Raw genomic sequence first — 16,496 nt, forward strand, 5'->3', positions numbered from 1 at the left:
AACCGATCGTTAAAAATTAGGGATGTTAAGGCGATTCTTTTATATCCCTGTGAATTTTACATCAGAAACCATAAAACCGATTTCTGATGAAAAAACTACATGTACTTTCTGTAATGGCGTTATTGCCCTTGTCTGGTATGGCACAGATCGGCGGTATCGAGGATAGCGTCAACAATATTTCTGAAACGATTCGTTCGGTATTTCCCCTTATCCTGGGGGTGATCTTCCTGGTCGGCTTTTTGTTTAATGCAGGCCATTTTTTCGGGGAGAATGCCGACCTGAAGAAGGGGATTACCCGGGTGCTGATCTTTGTACTTATTGCCGGAGCGGTAGTGGGTATTTTCACCTACCTGATAGGCTTAACCGTATAGCCCCGAACGGATGAAGCAGTTCACTCCGTACAAGGCGATCCGTAAGCGGGCTATGATTTTGGGGTTGCCCATAGGTTTTTTTGCCATACAGATGATCTCCGTGATAGGCTCCTTGCTGGCTATTATTTTCTCTTTCAGCCTGGGGATCATCTTTTTTGTGCTCCTGGTCAATTTTTCGCTCTACATGGTTCTGACCCGGCTGACCCATGATCCCGGGCTTTTGAGGTTTGGGAACGTTTTTCCGCATATCATTTCCAATAAATTAAACTCCCACCTGAATTATGAAATTGAATTTATCTGATGTTCACCCGATAGCCGATATTCAAGGGCATGTGGTATTCGCTTCAAACGGCACTATTATCATGGCCTATAAAGTAACCCTGCCGGAGATCTATTCCTTATCGGAACCTGATTTTGACGATTTGCACGGTACCTGGTTCCAGGCGTTGAAAGGTTTGCCTGCCGGCGTGGTAGTCCACAAACAGGATGTTTATAAAAAAACAAGGTACCAGGCGCAAAACCTTCCTAATACATCCTTTTTGGAAAAGGCCACCCATAGCTATTTTAAAAACAGGTTTTATGTAGCCCACCAGAGCTACCTGTTTTTCTGCTGGCCCAAAAACAAGACCCTCAATAAAAGAGGGTATGTCAATCCCTTTAAAAACCTTCCGAAAAATATAGTGACTTCCATGGACGCAATGGCCGGAGAGTTTGAAAACGCCGTACAGGATGCGGCAAACTTTATCAATAACAGCCGGAAGTTACACCTGGAGCCATTAACCCCTTCTGAGATTACGGAGCTCACTGCGCAGTTTTTTAACGGGTTCCAGGAGGATATTCAAACGGATATTATCTGGAACAGAGACCAGATGCAGATCGGGGACCATTATTTTGATATGCTTGCTATCCATAGTGAACTGTGTTTTGGCGCGAGCCTGCAAAGCAGTACGGTCAACGACAAATTTACCTCGGATGATTTTACCTTTCATCAGGGGTTTATCGATGGGATCGGGCTGCATCTGAATGAGAACCATGTGGTGAACCAGGTGCTTTACCTTGATGACAAACACCGCTGGCGGAAACTCCTGGAAAAACGGGTGGAGGAACTCAAGAAAAGCGCCAATTTCGGCACGCAGAACAAGGTGGTGCTGGAGAAGATACAGGACATCCTGCATCGGATCAATCATGATGAGAGTAGCCGGGTGATCCGGGGCCACCTCAATGTGATCTCCTGGACGCGTGTACCGGAGCGGCTTCCCTTTATAGCTTCCGCAGTGAAGGCAGCGTTCAAGGAACTGGATATGACTCCTTATGTGCCACGCGGGAACGCCCGAAAACATTATTTTCTAAATAGTTATTTCGGTCATAGTCCCAACCTGACCGATGAAGACCTGTATGTGACTGACCTTAAACACGCCCTGTGTTTATGGATTAATAACACCAATTACACGTCGGATGATACCGGGGTGATCTTTAATGACCGGCAACACAATATTCCCGTACTTAAAGATGTATGGGATGAAAGAAAGAAACGTATCAAGGCCCGGAACTTTGCCATTTTCGCCCCTACCGGTGAGGGCAAATCCTTTCTGGCCAACAATATTTTAAGGCAATACTTTGAGCAGGATGTACGCCTTGTCATTATCGACCTGGGCGGTTCCTACACAAAATTTGCCAAGCTCTATCCCCAGGACCATGCCATATTGCGGTATGAACATGGTAAACCTCTTGGCATCAATCCATTTTATAAATCCCCCGGTGACGGTGTCACCCCGGAGCGATTGGAGGACCTTTCTACCTTTCTTCTGGAACTCAGCGCTTCCGGGCTACAGGTCGCCAAGGGGCATGAAGTAGCCATGAAAAAGGTCTTGAAACATTACTACCAGCATACTTCCGGGAGCTACTCCCTTGAGGGATTTTATCGTTTTGTAGAAGATAGGCAGGATACCTTATTACAGCATTTACATGTCGGGGCGGAATATTTTAATATTCCCCATTTCCTGCACATCATGTCCGAGTATATCGGGGAAGGCTTGTACCGTTTTCTGTTCGAGACCAGCGCCGACCAGACCTATAAGATCGAGGACAAAAGACTTATTGTCTTTGAACTGGACGAAGTTCGGGATAATAAGGAGATCCTCTCGGTGATGCTCAAACTCATCAAATCGGCCATACAGCGTACGGTATGGCAGAACAGGGCAGAGCGGGGGATCATTCTTTTTGATGAATTTGCCAAACAACTGAAGTTCGACAATGTTCTGGAGAGTGTAGAATTTTATTACCAGGCCATCCGGAAACAGAACGGGGCTATCGGGATCATCCTGCAATCCATTAATCAATTACCGGAAAACAGTACTTCGGCCAGTATCCTGGAGAACACCCAGGTGATCTACAGTTTGCGCAACGAAAAGGGTTATGATGAATTGCAAAAGCGTCTTAACCTTTCCTCACACGATCTGAACCAGCTACGATCCATGCGCAACAATTTTACGGGAGATCGTAAATACACCGAACTCTTCCTGAAGATCGGAAAGGAGAGCAATGTTTTCCGCCTGGAAGTACCCCCTGAGGTATTTGCCGCCTACCTGACCGACGGCACCGAAAACGAAGCCATAATGGCCCTTTACAAGCAATATGGCAGTATGGAAAAGGCTATACAGGAATATGTAAAAACCACAACTCAAAAAACCACCAGGTCATGAAAACGGCAAATTATATCTGTATTTTTATTTTTCTCGTCTGTGCCACTGGCACTGCTACGGCCCAGGGGTGGCCGGTGTATGACAATACCAATTTTATCAGCCTGGGGAAACAGTTGATCGAATCGGCCAAACAGACCTCGCAACTACTGCAAACCGTGGAATTTCTAAAACAACAGAAGGAACGTATCGAAAAAGTGAACACTGTTATCAAGCAGCTTAAAGCGGTCCGGGAGATCGTGAGTAATAACCAGAAACTGTTTGATATGGTCCGGGATGATCTCAGGAATATTCTGGACTCTCCTTATATCCGTCCGGAAGAGATCCGCAGTATCTCGGACGCCTTTAACGACATTATCGACCGTTCCCTGGAAGACCTGGAATTTATGCAACAGCTATTGACCAGCAACAGCCTGGAAATGACTGATGCCGAACGCCTGGAGGTGCTTCGGCAGCAAAAGGAAAACAGCCGGGTGATGATGGCAGAAGTGGAGCTGAAAAAACGGCGCTACCAGTTTGTTATTGAGCTCAGGGAAATGCAGGATGTGATCAACCACCGGGAAGCCGTCCGCTAATTCACCAGGTGCCCGCTCAGCGCCCACTAAAAAGGATATGACAACTTATCAAAAAGAGATTAAAAAAGGAAAAATATGGAAGGTATGCTGATATTGGGAATAGGCCTGGAATATTTGGATGCGATCTACCAGACCATACAGGACAGTGATTTTTCACAATATACCATTACCGGGATGAAAACCCTGGCCGTCTTATTTTTCCTGGTTAATATTCTTAAAAAGTACAATGAAGGCGTAGCCGAGCAGGGTGGGTATACCTGGGGGCTGCATCCCAACGAACTGGCCAAAAATTTTGCTGTCGTTCTGGTGGTGATCTTCTCTACCCAGGTCCTGGACTTTTTTGACGGGGTACTGGTGGCTATCGAAACCCAGTACCGTGATTCGGCCCCGGCGCTCTTGCCGATACAATTACATGATTTCCCGGTAGGAGAGGATGTGGGGACTATTGAAGCGGCTAAAAAAGCGATGGCCGTACTTTACGATTTTTTGACATCACCCTTTTACGGCATGAAGCTGCTGGCTTTTTCGGTCGGTTTCGTATTGTGGCTCACTGACCTGTTTATTTACCCGCTGTTCCTGGCTGAGCGCTTTTTCCTGTTAGGACTTATGCGGGCGTTTTTTCCGCTGGTTATAAGCATGGCCGTATTCGAAAAGTTCCGGGATATGGCCTACAACTTTTTCAAACTATACGCCGCCGTTTATATGATCGCCCCGGCCTTTTTCCTGGTCAATGTTTTTATCAATCTGGTGTACGAAGAGCTAAATACCAACTTTTGGGAAAACCTTTTCGGCACCTCTTTGGGCAGTCATTTTTTTTCCTCCTGGATCGAAGTAGGGACCCTGGGTTTTATCATTATTCTAAAGTTCAAATTATACCGCCGGGCCATATCCTTTACCATGCGACTGTTTGCAGGTGGGTAGGCGGGCAGTGCCTTCAAATACATAAAAAAATTAAAGTAACAGTATATATGAAAACACCTTATTCCAATATAGCAAATGTATTACGAAGCAATCGCTTTGTGGTGATAACCGTAGTTATCATGGCCTTTACGGCGACGATAATTTGTTCCTGGTTTACCTATATCATATACCAAAAATCTTTAAATAATGCTTTTGTGGTGAGCACCGAGGGCAGTGTGATCCCTCTGAAGCTGGCCTCCCACCGGGAGAACCTGGAGATTGAGGCCAGGGCGCATTTGGATAATTTCCACCGCTATTTTTATGACCTATCAGCATCCAATTATAAGCAACAGGTTGAAAAGGCGCTATGGCTGGGAGACAGTTCCGTAGACCATGTGTATCGTCAGAAAAAAGCTGATGGGGTGTATAATCGCTTAATACAATACGCCTTGGTACAGAAAGTTACCCGTATACAATCGGAAGTGGATGTGTCCCGGGAGCCCTTTCCCTTTAGGGTGCGAACCATATTTGAGATCAACCGGGGGTCGGTGACCGACACCTATGAGCTTATCACTACCGGTCAGCTTATCCCGGTGGCCCGGAATTTTCCATCGAACCCACATGGCTTACTGGTCACCCAATTTTTTGAAAACAGTTTAAAAAAGATTTCAAATGAAACTACAAATCGATAAAAAGAAACTCCTTTTCGGGGGTGTGATAGGGACGATACTCCTGTTTATCATAGGATATGCCGTGTTTTTTATGGGAGGAAAACAGGAAGCATCAGAGAACATGGAGCAGACCTCGGTGCCGAAGTTAAATGCTTCGCAAGAGGAGTACCGGGATCGGCTGGAAGCCGTAGACGAACTAAAAGACAAAAAGAAGTCGGATGCCCCGAGTATCTATGACGAGCGTTTACTGGATTCCTCAGGGGTGTATGACCCGGACCTGGAAGAAAAGAAAAAGCAGCGTATGGTAGATAGTATCTACCGCCAGGGGAGGATCGATTACCAGGCCAGGGGATACCGCAATAGCAACCAAACTACTGCTGTAGATAGCACTACCAGGGTAAATGCGCAGGATAAAACCGATCCGGGAGATATACAAAAAGGCCAGGAAGGCTTTTTTAAGGTAGGCAAGGCGCTGTGGGATGCTGCCACTCCCAAAAGCTATACCCAGCCGGTGATCCGTGCGGTGATCCATAACACCCAAACGGTAAAGGTAAACAGCAGGCTGGAGCTGCGCCTTACCGAAGATGCCATTATCCGGGATGTCAGTGTTCCCAAAAACACCCTGGTCTATGGCTTTGTAAAACTCAAGGCAAACCGGGCCATGATTACCATTACCAATATCAATCACCAGGCGGTGAATCTTAAAGCCTACGATTTGCAGGATGGCAATGAAGGGATCTATATCGAGAACAGTTTCCGGGAAGAGATCACTACGCAGATCACCGACGATGTGATCCAGGGGGTTAACATTGCCGGGGTACCGCAGGTACGGGGTCTAAAGAACGTATTTCGCAGGGATAACCGTAAGATCCGCAACACCATCTATAACCATTATGCGCTTATTCTTAAAGCCGACAACGAACAATAACTAATACCATGCTTATGAAAACCTATATCATCCTGTTATTTGTACTGATCTATGGATCACTGAGTGCCCAAAAACCATTGGACACACTCTATGCCAATGATAGAACTACCGTATCCCTTTTCTTCCCGGAGCCTATCCGCCAGGGGATTACCGGTGCAGACCATTTTGTATTTACTTACAACCCGGAGACCCCGCAATACCTGGGGCTACTTAAGGCCATGCCCGGTGCAGAGAGTAATCTGTTGGTGCTCACCACGGACGGCCAGGTATATAGCTATATCCTGAAATACCGGGAGAAGCTCCCGGAGCTTAATTATTTTATCGGGAAACAAAAAAGCATCGGCCATGAGAAAGGATTAAAGCCGGAGAAGGATACTTCCCTTCAGGAACAAACGTACCGGGATACTCTACAAATAGCCCCGAACCGAAAGACGGGTATCATTCGCCTGTGCCAGTACCTCATACGTCAGGACAAACGGATCACGTCCAAAAGGCGTAAAAAACTCAAACTTACCCTGAAACAAGTGGTACACCGTCGCGGGGAGGTTTATGTATCCCTGGAACTGGAAAACAAATCGGCTATCGACTACGAGCTGGATTATATCCGGCTTTACGTGGAGAATGGGAACAATAAGAAAAATGCATCGTACCAGAAGATCTTACATGATACCGTATACACCCACCAGGTTCCGGAGGTGGTCCGTAGTAAGGAGCGGAAACGTTTTGTACTGGTGTTCCCGAAGTTCACTTTGGGGAAACAGGAAAATTTGCTGATCGAGATGGGGGAGCGGAATGGGCATAGGGTGATGGAATTAAAGCAATGAGTATATGTGGGAGGCGGGGGTCTAATGATTTTCTAATTCAGCTTCCAGCGAATCAATCAGATCATCGTAATAACTTTGCTCTTCTATCTTTCTATCGGTCAGAAGTGACTCGGGATAGCCCCCTCGGAGCCTGTCTAACAGCTCGCTTTTTTTTCTCTTTAAGTGACGAATGTGACCAAGCTTTAAATGTATGGCACGGTCGTCTTCCTGCACTATTAGTGGCAAGAGGATCTCAAAAACAAAAAAATTCAACTGCTGGATTTCAGTAGATTTTAGGACATTCTCTAAAAGTATAGATGTTACGATTTCATCAAGTTCTTTAATATCTTTCATATGACCACATTTTTTAGATTAAACACTTATTAAAAGTAGTGAATTTTCCTGAACGCATATGGGACGGTCTGAGTCCTTTCTGAGAGCAAAGTATTTAAAAATCAAAATCTTTAAGTTAACTGGCAGTTCGGCAGGGAAGGAGATTTGTGACATATAACACATCATCCGATAACACGCTATCCGAATAGTTTCCTGACTTCCGCACGAATCCTCAAAAACCCGGCATCGATATCCACCGGGTTTTCCGGTAGTGGGGGTAGGGCTTTATCGATATCATGCTTTTTGAATTGTACCCTTTTTTCCTTACCATCGGCAAACGCCACAAACTCTCCGGGTTTGAGCCTGAAAAACCGATCAGCTTGAATATTGACTACTAATTCCGGCATGAATTTAGTGTAATGGTCCAATATTCAGTAAATTTGTACTTTAGTACAGTTATGGAAAAGGCAATAAACATAGTGAAACATTTTCCCAAGCATCTGTTTTGGGATATGGATGCCAGTAGATTATCTGTAAAAAGGGATAAGGCTATTATCATTCCCAGGGCTTTGTTTGCCACAACTGCATCAAGTTTTGAAAAGGATATTCAAAAGCTGGAGAAACTCTATTCCGCAAAAGAAATTGTTTCCGTATTAAAAGTGACCAAAGAGCATATCAGTAATGAAGTATGTATACTGGTTGCCCGACATTATCATACGGAGCCCTTTTTTAGATATACTTTTTAATAAGGGTGTTAATCTATGACATGACTACAGAGAATCATCCGAACAAATTTCTGACTTCGGTATGAATCCTCAAAAACCCAGTATCGATATCCACCGGGTTTTCCGGTAGTGGGGGCAAGTCTTTAGCGATGACATGCTTTTTGAATTGTACCCGTTTTTCCCTGCCATCGGCAAAAGCCACGAACTCTCCGGGTTTGAGCCTGAAAAACCGATCTGCCCGGATCTTGGCTACTTCTCTTTCTGACTTGGTGATTCGGGTCCGAGGGTTGGTCCATTCCCCTTTACTGACACTGGTGGCCTTCCGTTTTACGATCTCAAAAAACTGTTCGTAATACCGGGCCGTATCCGGATCATTGGCTTTTCCGAAAAACTGGTACGAGAGGTTACTCAGGATAGCCTTGCTGGCTTTATCCCCATAGAGCAGGTCGTTTTGTATCTTATCCTGCAAGACATACAGGGTGGTAATGTCAAAACTCCGGAGCGTTGCCGGGATACGGTGCATGTTAAGAAGCCGTATGGTGGGGGCTTCCTCCATAAGAACAAAGGAGGGTAAACGACTGCGAACACTCATCTGTTTGGTCATGGTGTGCATAATGGTGGCCAGTACCGGAGCATAAGAGGTTTCAAACAGCGGGTTATTGACCAGGGATACCACCGCAGGGTGATCCTCATGATTGATATCCAGGGGCACTTCATCCGCGGAGAGCAGGGTAAAGAGCCGCCTGGTAGCGATCTTTTTAAAAGCGTTGGCCAGGGTGCTTTTGACTGCTGCAGTCTGCCGCTCCGAATCGATACCGCTGATAAAGGCATCGGCCATGGCGTGGGATGTCCGGTTGGAACTCAAAAAATCGGCCAGTTCCTCGGTATCCAGGTACTGGTATAGTGCGATGACATGGGGAAGGGTACAGTATTGCGGATAATCCGTGCGCAGTTTCCAGATCATCCCGGCGATAAGCCCTTCTACGGCGTCGTTAAAGAAGCGGGAGGACCCCACGGCCGAGGAGTCCTTCATCTCCAGGAGGTTTTCCAAGAGGACGCGGGAGACCTCGTTAACGGATTCCTCCTGTTCCAGGTATCGTGGTGCAATAGGATTGACCCGGAAATAGATCTGATCCGGGGATACGATATAAAACGGAATGTTCGCCCGTTGAAACAGGGGATAAGCGATCTCGGTGAGTTCAAAATGCTTGTAGTCGTGCATTACCCCGCAAAAGGAGTGCTCCCCGAGGTGCTGTAACAGCTTATAGACCACGCTTTCCGTTTTTCCACTCCCGGCCGCCCCGATGATCGAGACACCCCTTCGGATATTGTGCAGGGTAAGCGATCCGCCGGCATGCGGGATTTTCACCGTGTATATTTTTGGTTTCTTTGGAAGCAGTATATAACACATCCGGATATACGCCGCGGTAAGCAATAGCCATGCAGGGCCCTGGGCTATAGCTACGATTTTTAAACCGACTGTTCCCGGAATGTGCCAGTACCAGGTAAACCCGGCCAACAGGGACATGATCCCGGTGGCCGCAAAACCCTTATGGATGCCCTGGAACCTTATGGCCGGGAAGAAGAGTAGTAGTGTAAATACGGGGAGGTAGATATAATTATAGGGAAACATTGTTTGAAGTAATATAAGGTTAATAGCCGTGTTCTGCATCTTTGGTGACATTAATGGCCTTGCGCAGCGCTTTAATGGTCTTAAGGGCGAGCTGGGTTTTGGTAGTGGGGATAGCGAGTTTCGGGATACCGATGCCAGATTCCCGGAGAATCGAGAGGGCCTTTTTCCGCTCTTTTTTCGGAGCTTTTAAAAGCAGTTCAAAGTATTTTTTAGGATCGTTTACCATCAGTTTACGCGCCTGGTAGTGTTCCGCAAAATTGCGCCGGTAGCCGGTCATACGGTCAAAGGTCTTCTCGGTACTTGAAAAAAAATGATCCCGGTCAAAGCCCCGTTTGACCGTTTTTCCGTTGAGCTCGACCTGGGAAGCCTTGTATTTACCCCCGGGAGAGAGGCTATAGGTATTGGTATCATCTTTACGGCTGACAATAAGATGAATATGGGTCTGGAGCCCCGGTTTGGGCATGCCTTGTGCAATGAGCTTCCCGTCTATTTTATGCGGGGCGGCTTCGGTAAGCTGTTTGATCCGGGTTTTCATGTCCCGGATATTGCCCTTCAGCTCCCCGCGTTCCACTTTTCGGATATTGTTGTTAAGCCGGGCAATTTTCCTGGAGTAGGGAGCATTTTCGCGGATCTCCAGGTCAAAGCCCTTGTAGGAGCGGTGATGTTCGATCTTGGCGTAGTATTTCAGGTCATTAACCGTAATTTCCCGGTCCCGGTGAAAGGATTGGGCGTAGCTTTTCATCACTTCCCGGGTATACTCCTTGAGGCTCATGGTCCCTTTTTGCAGATGCTGTAGTTCCCGTTTACTGGGATTTATGGTAATGGAGTAGAAGCGGGGTTCGGTTTTCCGGAGCTTGGCGGTATTGCTGTCAATGTCCTTAATAACCTCTTTCCGGTGAACCTTATCGTGCTCCTGGTTAAAAAAATGTTCCTTGGCCTGTGGTGCCTTATCTTCATTTTCCTTTTCGAGATAATCCACGAAATCGGACACACTATTACTATAGGTGTCGCTCATACGCTGCGATGTGATGGTGACATACATGATATTACTGTTTAAGGTTTAACTTTCGTTTGAGGCGTTCCAGGGCTTCTACCGGTAGGTCGATACGCAGGTAGGGTTTGCCGAAATTGCTCCGGATGGGTTTTACCTTGTCCAGGAATGTTGTAATTTCTTTTTTGGTATGAGATAGTTCCTGTACGGCCCGGTTATGTTTCTCTTTGTATAGTGAGACTTGCTCCAAGGCCTCTTCCAGGTCCAGGTTGGTGAGGGGCGATGTCTTGTCTCCCGAACCGGGGATGTTTTTTTTCTCCTGCCGTTTTTTCTTTCCGGGAACTTTGGATTTTCCCCGGGCGGTATCCGCCTGTTCAAAGAGATTTTGGAGCATGGCTACGGTAGGTTTGGTCTGGTGTTTTTCCATGTCTTTTATGATGGCCACTACGGCATGCAACCGGCTTTTGAGTTTCTTTTCCAGGGTAACCATATTGGGGCCCAGTATCTCGTTTGGTGACAGTTTGTTGATTTCAAAGAAATCCAGCATGGAAGCCATCGCCTGGCTATGGTTGGGAGCGATCTTTTTGGAGAATACCCGGAACCGGTCTGCGATCTTTTTTTTAATCCGTATGGTGGCGAATTCATATTTCATGGTATTCTTCTCTTTTGATAGGGATTTGACGCAAAAAATGACGGTTTTTCGGGCACTGGCGGCGGTTTTGCGTCAAAAATCCCGGTATTGTCTGGTTGATTATTAATGGGGTCTTCTTTCAAAATTCTGTAATTCAGTGTTTTAACATCAATAAAAACACTGTAACGTCGCTTTAGCGCGTTACCCTCTTGCTATTCCTTTTTTGTCCCGCAGGGACAAAATGATTTTCCCGGACTTGACCATCCGGGAGATTTTTAAGTGCGATTTTTCAGTACGGCCATAAGGAAAGTCAAACCGATCCGGCTTGTCGGATCATACGGTAGCCGTACCAAAGTGGGATATGATATCCTGTCTTAAATATAGGCACAATCCCGGTCAGGGAAAAACGCGATTTCCCTGCAATTAGGCATATTTGTGAGGGAATCGTATGGAAATGATTTTTTGAGGATCTCAAAACGTCAGATGCTGCCGGTAACGATCAAAAAAAAGACCCTTTTGCAAGGGCCTTTAAGAGAACTATTTCTCCTGTGGCGTTTCTGTTTGTTCTTTGGAATATTCGTATCGGAATATCCAAAGATTGACCACCAGGGTAAATGATTTTTCTTTGGTGTTTTTGTTTTCCACCACCTTTTTGGAGGTGTTGGATGTTTTCCTGGGGTGTTTGCGTGCCGGGATCTCCAGCGATTTTTTGACTGTTGTCTTCATAATGCATGCATTTAAGTTATTAATTATTTACCGTGAAGGCCGTTCTTCAGAAAAATTTCAGCTCAAAAGGAAACGGAATAAAAAGCGAGGCACGAGCGGCTTTATGCCGTAGTCTTTTGATGGGAATATTTTTTAAGGACGACCTTTACGGTGAATAAGGGATAGGTTTGTTTCCGGTATGCCCCGACCATAAAAAACGAGCTTGCCCCTTATCGCTTTTTGGGCGTTCGATCCGCGCAAAAAGCGATATGTAAAGCGTATTACTTCTAAGGGATGGGCACAAAAAAACCTTTGAGCATACCCCAAAGGTTTTACTTATGATTCCGGTTATGGTTACAGGATTCTTTGATCGGCAAAACTGTAGTATTCCCCGGATGGGCTGAGGATAATATGATCCAGTAGCTTAATATCGAAATATTTGCATGCCCGTTGGATTTTCTTCGTTATTTTAATATCTGCATCACTCGGGCAAAGTATTCCGGAGGGGTGATTATGGGCTACAATCAGTGCCGTACTGAGCGTTTTAAGGGCTATGGCCATCAGGATACGGATATCCACCAAGGCGCCGGTAATCCCGCCTTTGGACAATTCATAAACCCCTTTGAATTTATTGGAATTGTTCAGCAATAGTACCTTAAAGGATTCATGCAGGGCTATGGTATCCTTATCCCAGAGGTGATATAAGACCTCCTTAGCGTGTTTTGAGGAAATGACCTTTTCATGTTCCTTAATACTTAACCTATTCCTGTAACTCACCTGTATTTCGTTAAGGGTGTATTTTTGCTGTTTCATCGTGGAAATTTTTATGAATGGTTAAAAGGGAAAAAAGGGAGCGGGTAGCCCCCTTTTTGAGGTTTAGTATTCACTGGGTAGGAGTAACGTACGATCGGTAAAGTAGAATTTGATGTGTGGTAACGGGAAGTCCGTATAGGCGTAATTGGCCGTATAAAAGACATTCCCATTCCCGTCGTCATAGGTCAGGGTGGCTACACACCCTTTTTCCTTTTGCTCCTGCTCATTCCAGAGGTTCAGGGTAATACATGCAAAGGAGTGCGGGTTTAGCGGGCTAACGCAAACAGCGCAAATATCGATCACCAGCCAAAAGCAACCGGCTTTATCCACGAGGTATTGCACTCCTTCAGTGTACCGGGCATTAAAGAGCTGGAGGGTGTAAAAGGTCTCTGACCCGGTAAAATGTTTCAATTCTTCTGAAATTTTTTTAGCTTTGATATTCATTTTGATTTCCTTTAAAGGTTAATAAATGAGAAAAGAAAGAGGGTGCCGTCTTAGGAAGATTAACACCCTCTTTTGCTTGAATTATTCCGGTTTACCACCTAACAGGAGGATTTCGGAAGCTACGACCTCGGTCACATAACGGGTGTGCCCTTCCTTGTCCTCGTAGGATCGGGAGGTGAGTTTGCCTTCCAGGGCAATTTCCTTGCCTTTTCCGGCATACTTTTCGGCAATCTCTGCATTTCTACCCCAGGCTACAATAAAGTGCCATTGGGTGGACTGCACTTTTTCTCCTTTAGTGTTTTTGTAATACTCGTTGGTGGCGAGTGAAAAACGGGTTACTTTCCTACCATTTTTCAGGGTAGTGATTTCAGGGTCTTGCCCTACATTTCCGATGAGTTGAACTCGGTTTCTTAATGTACTCATAATTGAAAAAATTAAAGGTTAATAAATACCCCTTGTAGCGTTGACAGCGATTAAATTTTAAGGGGTGTTTGTTTGCTTTCTTACGTGCGCAGCACCATAAATGAAGTGGGTTCTGTCCAGGCTTTCGGGAAGAAATCGGGAGGGTCCGCCACGTAGTTTTTACCGAAGGGCTAAAAACAAGGCAGTGGATACCGGCATTTGTTTCAGAAACTTGTCTTGGCCTGGACAGGTTCCATGGGGTATTAGGAATTCTTTCAGACCCGGTTATGAGGGAGCGTACCGGTAGTTAAGCGAGTGAAATGACCGGTGTCCTGATTAGAATTCGTTATACCGCACTTGTTTTTCCGTTGTCCCGGAAAAACATGCAGAGCTTCATTTATTATAAACCCTTAAAATTTAGGGGGGGCTTACCCCGGGTTTTTGGCTATTCGACCAGCAAATGCATGAGGAAGCATTTGCCGAGAATGGCATCGAAAAAACTTGGGGTGAGGCGGGGAGGGGGATTATTGGAATTGCCACGGGAATAGCCGGAAATACGGAAGTCTCAGAGAGTGTTTAAACAGCTTTAATTGATTTTTCTTGAATGGTTCCCTTAATAGTTTTAAGGATGAAAAAAAGAGATTGTGGTGATCGTGGAAAACGTGATATAGGAAGCGCTTACTTCCTATCACGGAGCGTAAATACAATCACCAAATCCCAAAAAAAGGCCCGGCTTAAAGCCAGGCATTACACATTCCGTGTAGAATTTCCATATCCTCACAAATCCGGCTGATCACACGGTCCAGCAGGATGGCCTGCCCGGTGGTACAGCGTCCCCAGTAGTAATTTTGTCCATCAGTAAGTATTGGTTTACTGTAAGCTTTCAATTCATTTGCGAGCCAGGGGGTAATGATCCACCATTCATAGATTTCCCACATCTGTTGTTCAGCGTTTTCCAGAGCTTCAATGTCATTTTCCAGGGCCGAGATACGGCTGATCAGAGCGGTATTGTCGGGATCTTCTTCCAACAGGATTTCTGCCTCTTCCAATGCTTCCTGCCAGGTTTCAAGCTGGTATACTTTTTCGGTTTCCGAGTAGTGATTTCCTTCGGCATCCGTATAGTAGTATAGATGGGTAATGTCATCCAGGCTAAAGGGAGCATCCGGATCTTCATGAGACAAGATGTATTCCACCAACAGGTTCACCGGAGCCAGGACTTCCCGGTTGACAAATTTCCTTTTGATCTCCTGGTTTTTGATACTGTTCCAATTTTCCATAACTTCCGTGTTTTAAGGGTATGTATACGATCCATATATTGTTTGTGCCTTGTTTTAAGGTTGGACGCGCCTATTGGTCTAAGGCTGATATTCGAATAAGATGGTTATGTAAGACACTTAAATTTTAAGGGGGTGTTTGTTTGCTTTCCTACGTGCGCAGCACCATAAAACAAGTGGGTTCTGTCCAGGCTTTACGGGAGAAATCGGGAGGGTCTGCGACGTGGTTTTTACCGCAGGGCTAAAAACGAGGAAGTGGAAGCCCGCATTTGTTTCGTAAACTTGTCCTGGCCTTGACAGGTTCTACAAGGGCCTTAGGAATTCTTTCTGACTGATTTGCGGGTGAGCGATACCGCAGTTTAGCGAGGCAAGCAAATCGTGTCCTGAATAGAAGTCCTTGGGCACTGCCCTGTTTTTCGAGGCCCCGAAAAACAACCAGGGCTTTTTTTATTATAAAACCCCTTAAAATCTTTTGGCCAATGACCGGGTTTCAGACAGCCCCGGCAAGGCCCCAAGAAGGGCTTGACGAAGGGATGGCGTGAAGAAACCCTGTCCTTGGACTTCCTTATTTGATTATTGCGCCATGAACGGAATTTAAACCTGCCTACTATGAGGCACGTTGTCTTGTGGTAGTTGGTAGATGATGCAGTAGACTTTCCGGTTCTTACAGGAACCGGGAACAGGAGTGGAGATTTTATGGAAGGGGAAATGGCTGCCTTCGGATTAACCGGACAACGGATTTTACGGTGTATATGGAAATGTATCCATGGATAAGGGTAAGGAATAGGTTTATACCACTGGGGATATTATACCAAACAGGCCATCATGGAACTATGACCTTGTCCCATAGAGGAACAGGCGCTTGAACGCATATATGGCCGGAAATTTGAAGGTCGAGCGGATACGGTTTTTAAATTCAGTGACGAACAGCTCTTGCTGTTTTTCCGACATGCGTTCCATATAAGGAATCAATGCAGAACCCGAAATAAAATCAAAGAGTTTATCCGGTCCATCCGCAATGATGGGATATACCTTTTGGATGATTTGTATTTGCCCCAGGCCACTGTCGAACATGAGTTGGGCGTAGTCGTCCATGCCCAGCACAGGTGATAGTCTGCGGTAACCCTGAAGGAAACCTGCAAAGGGTCGTTCCTGTACGAGTTCGAGCAGTATCCTATTGAGCAGATTTTCGTTCTGTACGGGCATCTGTATGGCAAATTGCCCGTTGGTATGGAGTTTCGCCATTAACGCGGGAAAGAGTTCCTGATGCCCATTTGCCCATTGCAGGGCGGCATTACTGAAAATGAGGTCCCAGGTGGTACCATCCCGGGCAAAGGCCTCCACGGAGCGGTTCTGGAACCGTACATTGTCCCCGGCAAACTTTTCCGAGCCTGCGAGCATTTCCGCTGAGGAATCAATACCCAGAAAATGGGCCTTTTCGAATTTCCCGGAGAGCAAGGCGGTCTGTTCCCCGGTCCCGCAACCGATGTCCACACCCTTTTTCAATCCTTTTTCTGATATCATATCCATGAGGTCGAAAAAAGGGTGGTACCTGATTTGTTTGAACTGGTTGTATGTATCCGGGTTCCATGGCATAT

20 protein-coding genes are annotated in these 16,496 nt (G+C 45.9%); 9 read left to right on the plus strand and 11 right to left on the minus strand.

All coding sequences use genetic code 11. The features are described from left to right. Positions 1-86: 86 nt before the first annotated feature. From DN748_RS09915 to DN748_RS09950, 8 genes are all read left to right on the plus strand, one after another. Positions 87-371 carry a hypothetical protein gene (locus DN748_RS09915; RefSeq protein ID WP_112371632.1) on the plus strand — a complete coding sequence of 95 codons (285 nt, stop codon included), beginning with the start codon at positions 87-89 and terminating at the stop codon, positions 369-371. Between the two features lie 10 nt (positions 372-381). Then, positions 382-672, plus strand: coding sequence for a hypothetical protein (locus DN748_RS09920; protein WP_112371633.1), 291 nt, complete (start codon positions 382-384; stop codon positions 670-672). Next, positions 650-3,073: a TraG family conjugative transposon ATPase gene (locus tag DN748_RS09925; RefSeq protein WP_112371634.1), complete on the plus strand. Its 2,424-nt coding sequence runs from the start codon at positions 650-652 to the stop codon at positions 3,071-3,073. The genes DN748_RS09920 and DN748_RS09925 overlap by 23 nt, the downstream gene beginning before the upstream one ends. Next, complete coding sequence (locus DN748_RS09930; RefSeq protein ID WP_236636833.1) at positions 3,070-3,645, plus strand: conjugal transfer protein; 576 nt, start codon at positions 3,070-3,072, stop codon at positions 3,643-3,645. Before DN748_RS09925 ends, DN748_RS09930 begins: the two co-directional genes overlap by 4 nt. 75 nt (positions 3,646-3,720) lie before the next feature. Further along, positions 3,721-4,566, plus strand: coding sequence for a hypothetical protein (locus DN748_RS09935; RefSeq protein ID WP_112371635.1), 846 nt, complete (start codon positions 3,721-3,723; stop codon positions 4,564-4,566). A gap of 47 nt (positions 4,567-4,613) precedes the next feature. Next, on the plus strand, positions 4,614-5,237 hold the full coding sequence (locus DN748_RS09940) for a conjugal transfer protein TraK (RefSeq protein ID WP_112371636.1): 624 nt from the start codon (positions 4,614-4,616) through the stop codon (positions 5,235-5,237). Next, on the plus strand, positions 5,218-6,144 hold the full coding sequence (gene traM / locus DN748_RS09945) for a conjugative transposon protein TraM (RefSeq protein WP_112371637.1): 927 nt from the start codon (positions 5,218-5,220) through the stop codon (positions 6,142-6,144). The genes DN748_RS09940 and traM overlap by 20 nt, the downstream gene beginning before the upstream one ends. Before the next feature lie 14 nt (positions 6,145-6,158). Beyond that, the gene (locus DN748_RS09950; RefSeq protein ID WP_161554534.1) at positions 6,159-6,968 is read left to right on the plus strand and encodes a DUF4138 domain-containing protein; all 810 of its coding nucleotides are present in this window, start codon (positions 6,159-6,161) and stop codon (positions 6,966-6,968) included. 21 nt (positions 6,969-6,989) lie between these two features. Here DN748_RS09950 and DN748_RS09955 read toward each other — a convergent pair whose 3' ends face one another. Together DN748_RS09955 and DN748_RS09960 are read right to left on the minus strand one after the other, a co-directional pair. After that, positions 6,990-7,301, minus strand: a complete 312-nt coding sequence (locus DN748_RS09955) for a hypothetical protein (protein ID WP_112371639.1) — start codon at positions 7,299-7,301, stop codon at positions 6,990-6,992. A gap of 176 nt (positions 7,302-7,477) precedes the next feature. Further along, the gene (locus DN748_RS09960; RefSeq protein ID WP_112371640.1) at positions 7,478-7,687 is read right to left on the minus strand and encodes a hypothetical protein; all 210 of its coding nucleotides are present in this window, start codon (positions 7,685-7,687) and stop codon (positions 7,478-7,480) included. 51 nt (positions 7,688-7,738) lie between these two features. Here DN748_RS09960 and DN748_RS09965 point away from each other — a divergent pair, with 51 nt between their 5' ends. Then, the gene (locus tag DN748_RS09965; RefSeq protein ID WP_112371641.1) at positions 7,739-8,026 is read left to right on the plus strand and encodes a DUF6922 domain-containing protein; all 288 of its coding nucleotides are present in this window, start codon (positions 7,739-7,741) and stop codon (positions 8,024-8,026) included. 34 nt (positions 8,027-8,060) lie between these two features. On the opposite strand, the gene DN748_RS09970 is transcribed toward DN748_RS09965, so the two are convergent. The 9 genes from DN748_RS09970 to DN748_RS10010 all read right to left on the minus strand — a co-directional run bounded on the left by DN748_RS09970 (position 8,061) and on the right by DN748_RS10010 (position 16,494). Then, positions 8,061-9,638 (minus strand): type IV secretory system conjugative DNA transfer family protein, encoded by a 1,578-nt coding sequence (locus tag DN748_RS09970; RefSeq protein WP_236636834.1) that lies wholly within the window; start codon positions 9,636-9,638, stop codon positions 8,061-8,063. Between the two features lie 19 nt (positions 9,639-9,657). Continuing rightward, the gene (mobB, locus tag DN748_RS09975; RefSeq protein WP_112371642.1) at positions 9,658-10,680 is read right to left on the minus strand and encodes a MobB family relaxase; all 1,023 of its coding nucleotides are present in this window, start codon (positions 10,678-10,680) and stop codon (positions 9,658-9,660) included. A 4-nt stretch (positions 10,681-10,684) separates the two neighbouring features. Then, positions 10,685-11,281, minus strand: coding sequence for a BfmA/BtgA family mobilization protein (locus tag DN748_RS19245; RefSeq protein ID WP_201741459.1), 597 nt, complete (start codon positions 11,279-11,281; stop codon positions 10,685-10,687). A 516-nt stretch (positions 11,282-11,797) separates the two neighbouring features. Beyond that, positions 11,798-11,986, minus strand: coding sequence for a hypothetical protein (locus DN748_RS09985; RefSeq protein ID WP_112371643.1), 189 nt, complete (start codon positions 11,984-11,986; stop codon positions 11,798-11,800). 333 nt (positions 11,987-12,319) lie between these two features. Next, a complete protein-coding gene (locus DN748_RS09990; protein ID WP_112371644.1) occupies positions 12,320-12,778 on the minus strand; it encodes a JAB domain-containing protein in 459 nt (152 codons plus the stop codon). 63 nt (positions 12,779-12,841) lie between these two features. Further along, the gene (locus tag DN748_RS09995) at positions 12,842-13,222 is read right to left on the minus strand and encodes a DUF6876 family protein (RefSeq protein ID WP_112371645.1); all 381 of its coding nucleotides are present in this window, start codon (positions 13,220-13,222) and stop codon (positions 12,842-12,844) included. Between the two features lie 81 nt (positions 13,223-13,303). Then, positions 13,304-13,645 carry a single-stranded DNA-binding protein gene (locus DN748_RS10000; protein ID WP_112371646.1) on the minus strand — a complete coding sequence of 114 codons (342 nt, stop codon included), beginning with the start codon at positions 13,643-13,645 and terminating at the stop codon, positions 13,304-13,306. A gap of 713 nt (positions 13,646-14,358) precedes the next feature. Then, positions 14,359-14,901, minus strand: coding sequence for a hypothetical protein (locus DN748_RS10005; RefSeq protein WP_112371647.1), 543 nt, complete (start codon positions 14,899-14,901; stop codon positions 14,359-14,361). Positions 14,902-15,729: 828 nt separating this feature from the next. Then, positions 15,730-16,494, minus strand: a complete 765-nt coding sequence (locus DN748_RS10010) for a methyltransferase domain-containing protein (RefSeq protein WP_112371648.1) — start codon at positions 16,492-16,494, stop codon at positions 15,730-15,732. Between the last annotated feature and the right edge of the window lie 2 nt (positions 16,495-16,496).

The sequence above is a fragment of the Sinomicrobium soli genome, from assembly GCF_003285545.1.
Taxonomy (GTDB): domain Bacteria; phylum Bacteroidota; class Bacteroidia; order Flavobacteriales; family Flavobacteriaceae; genus Sinomicrobium.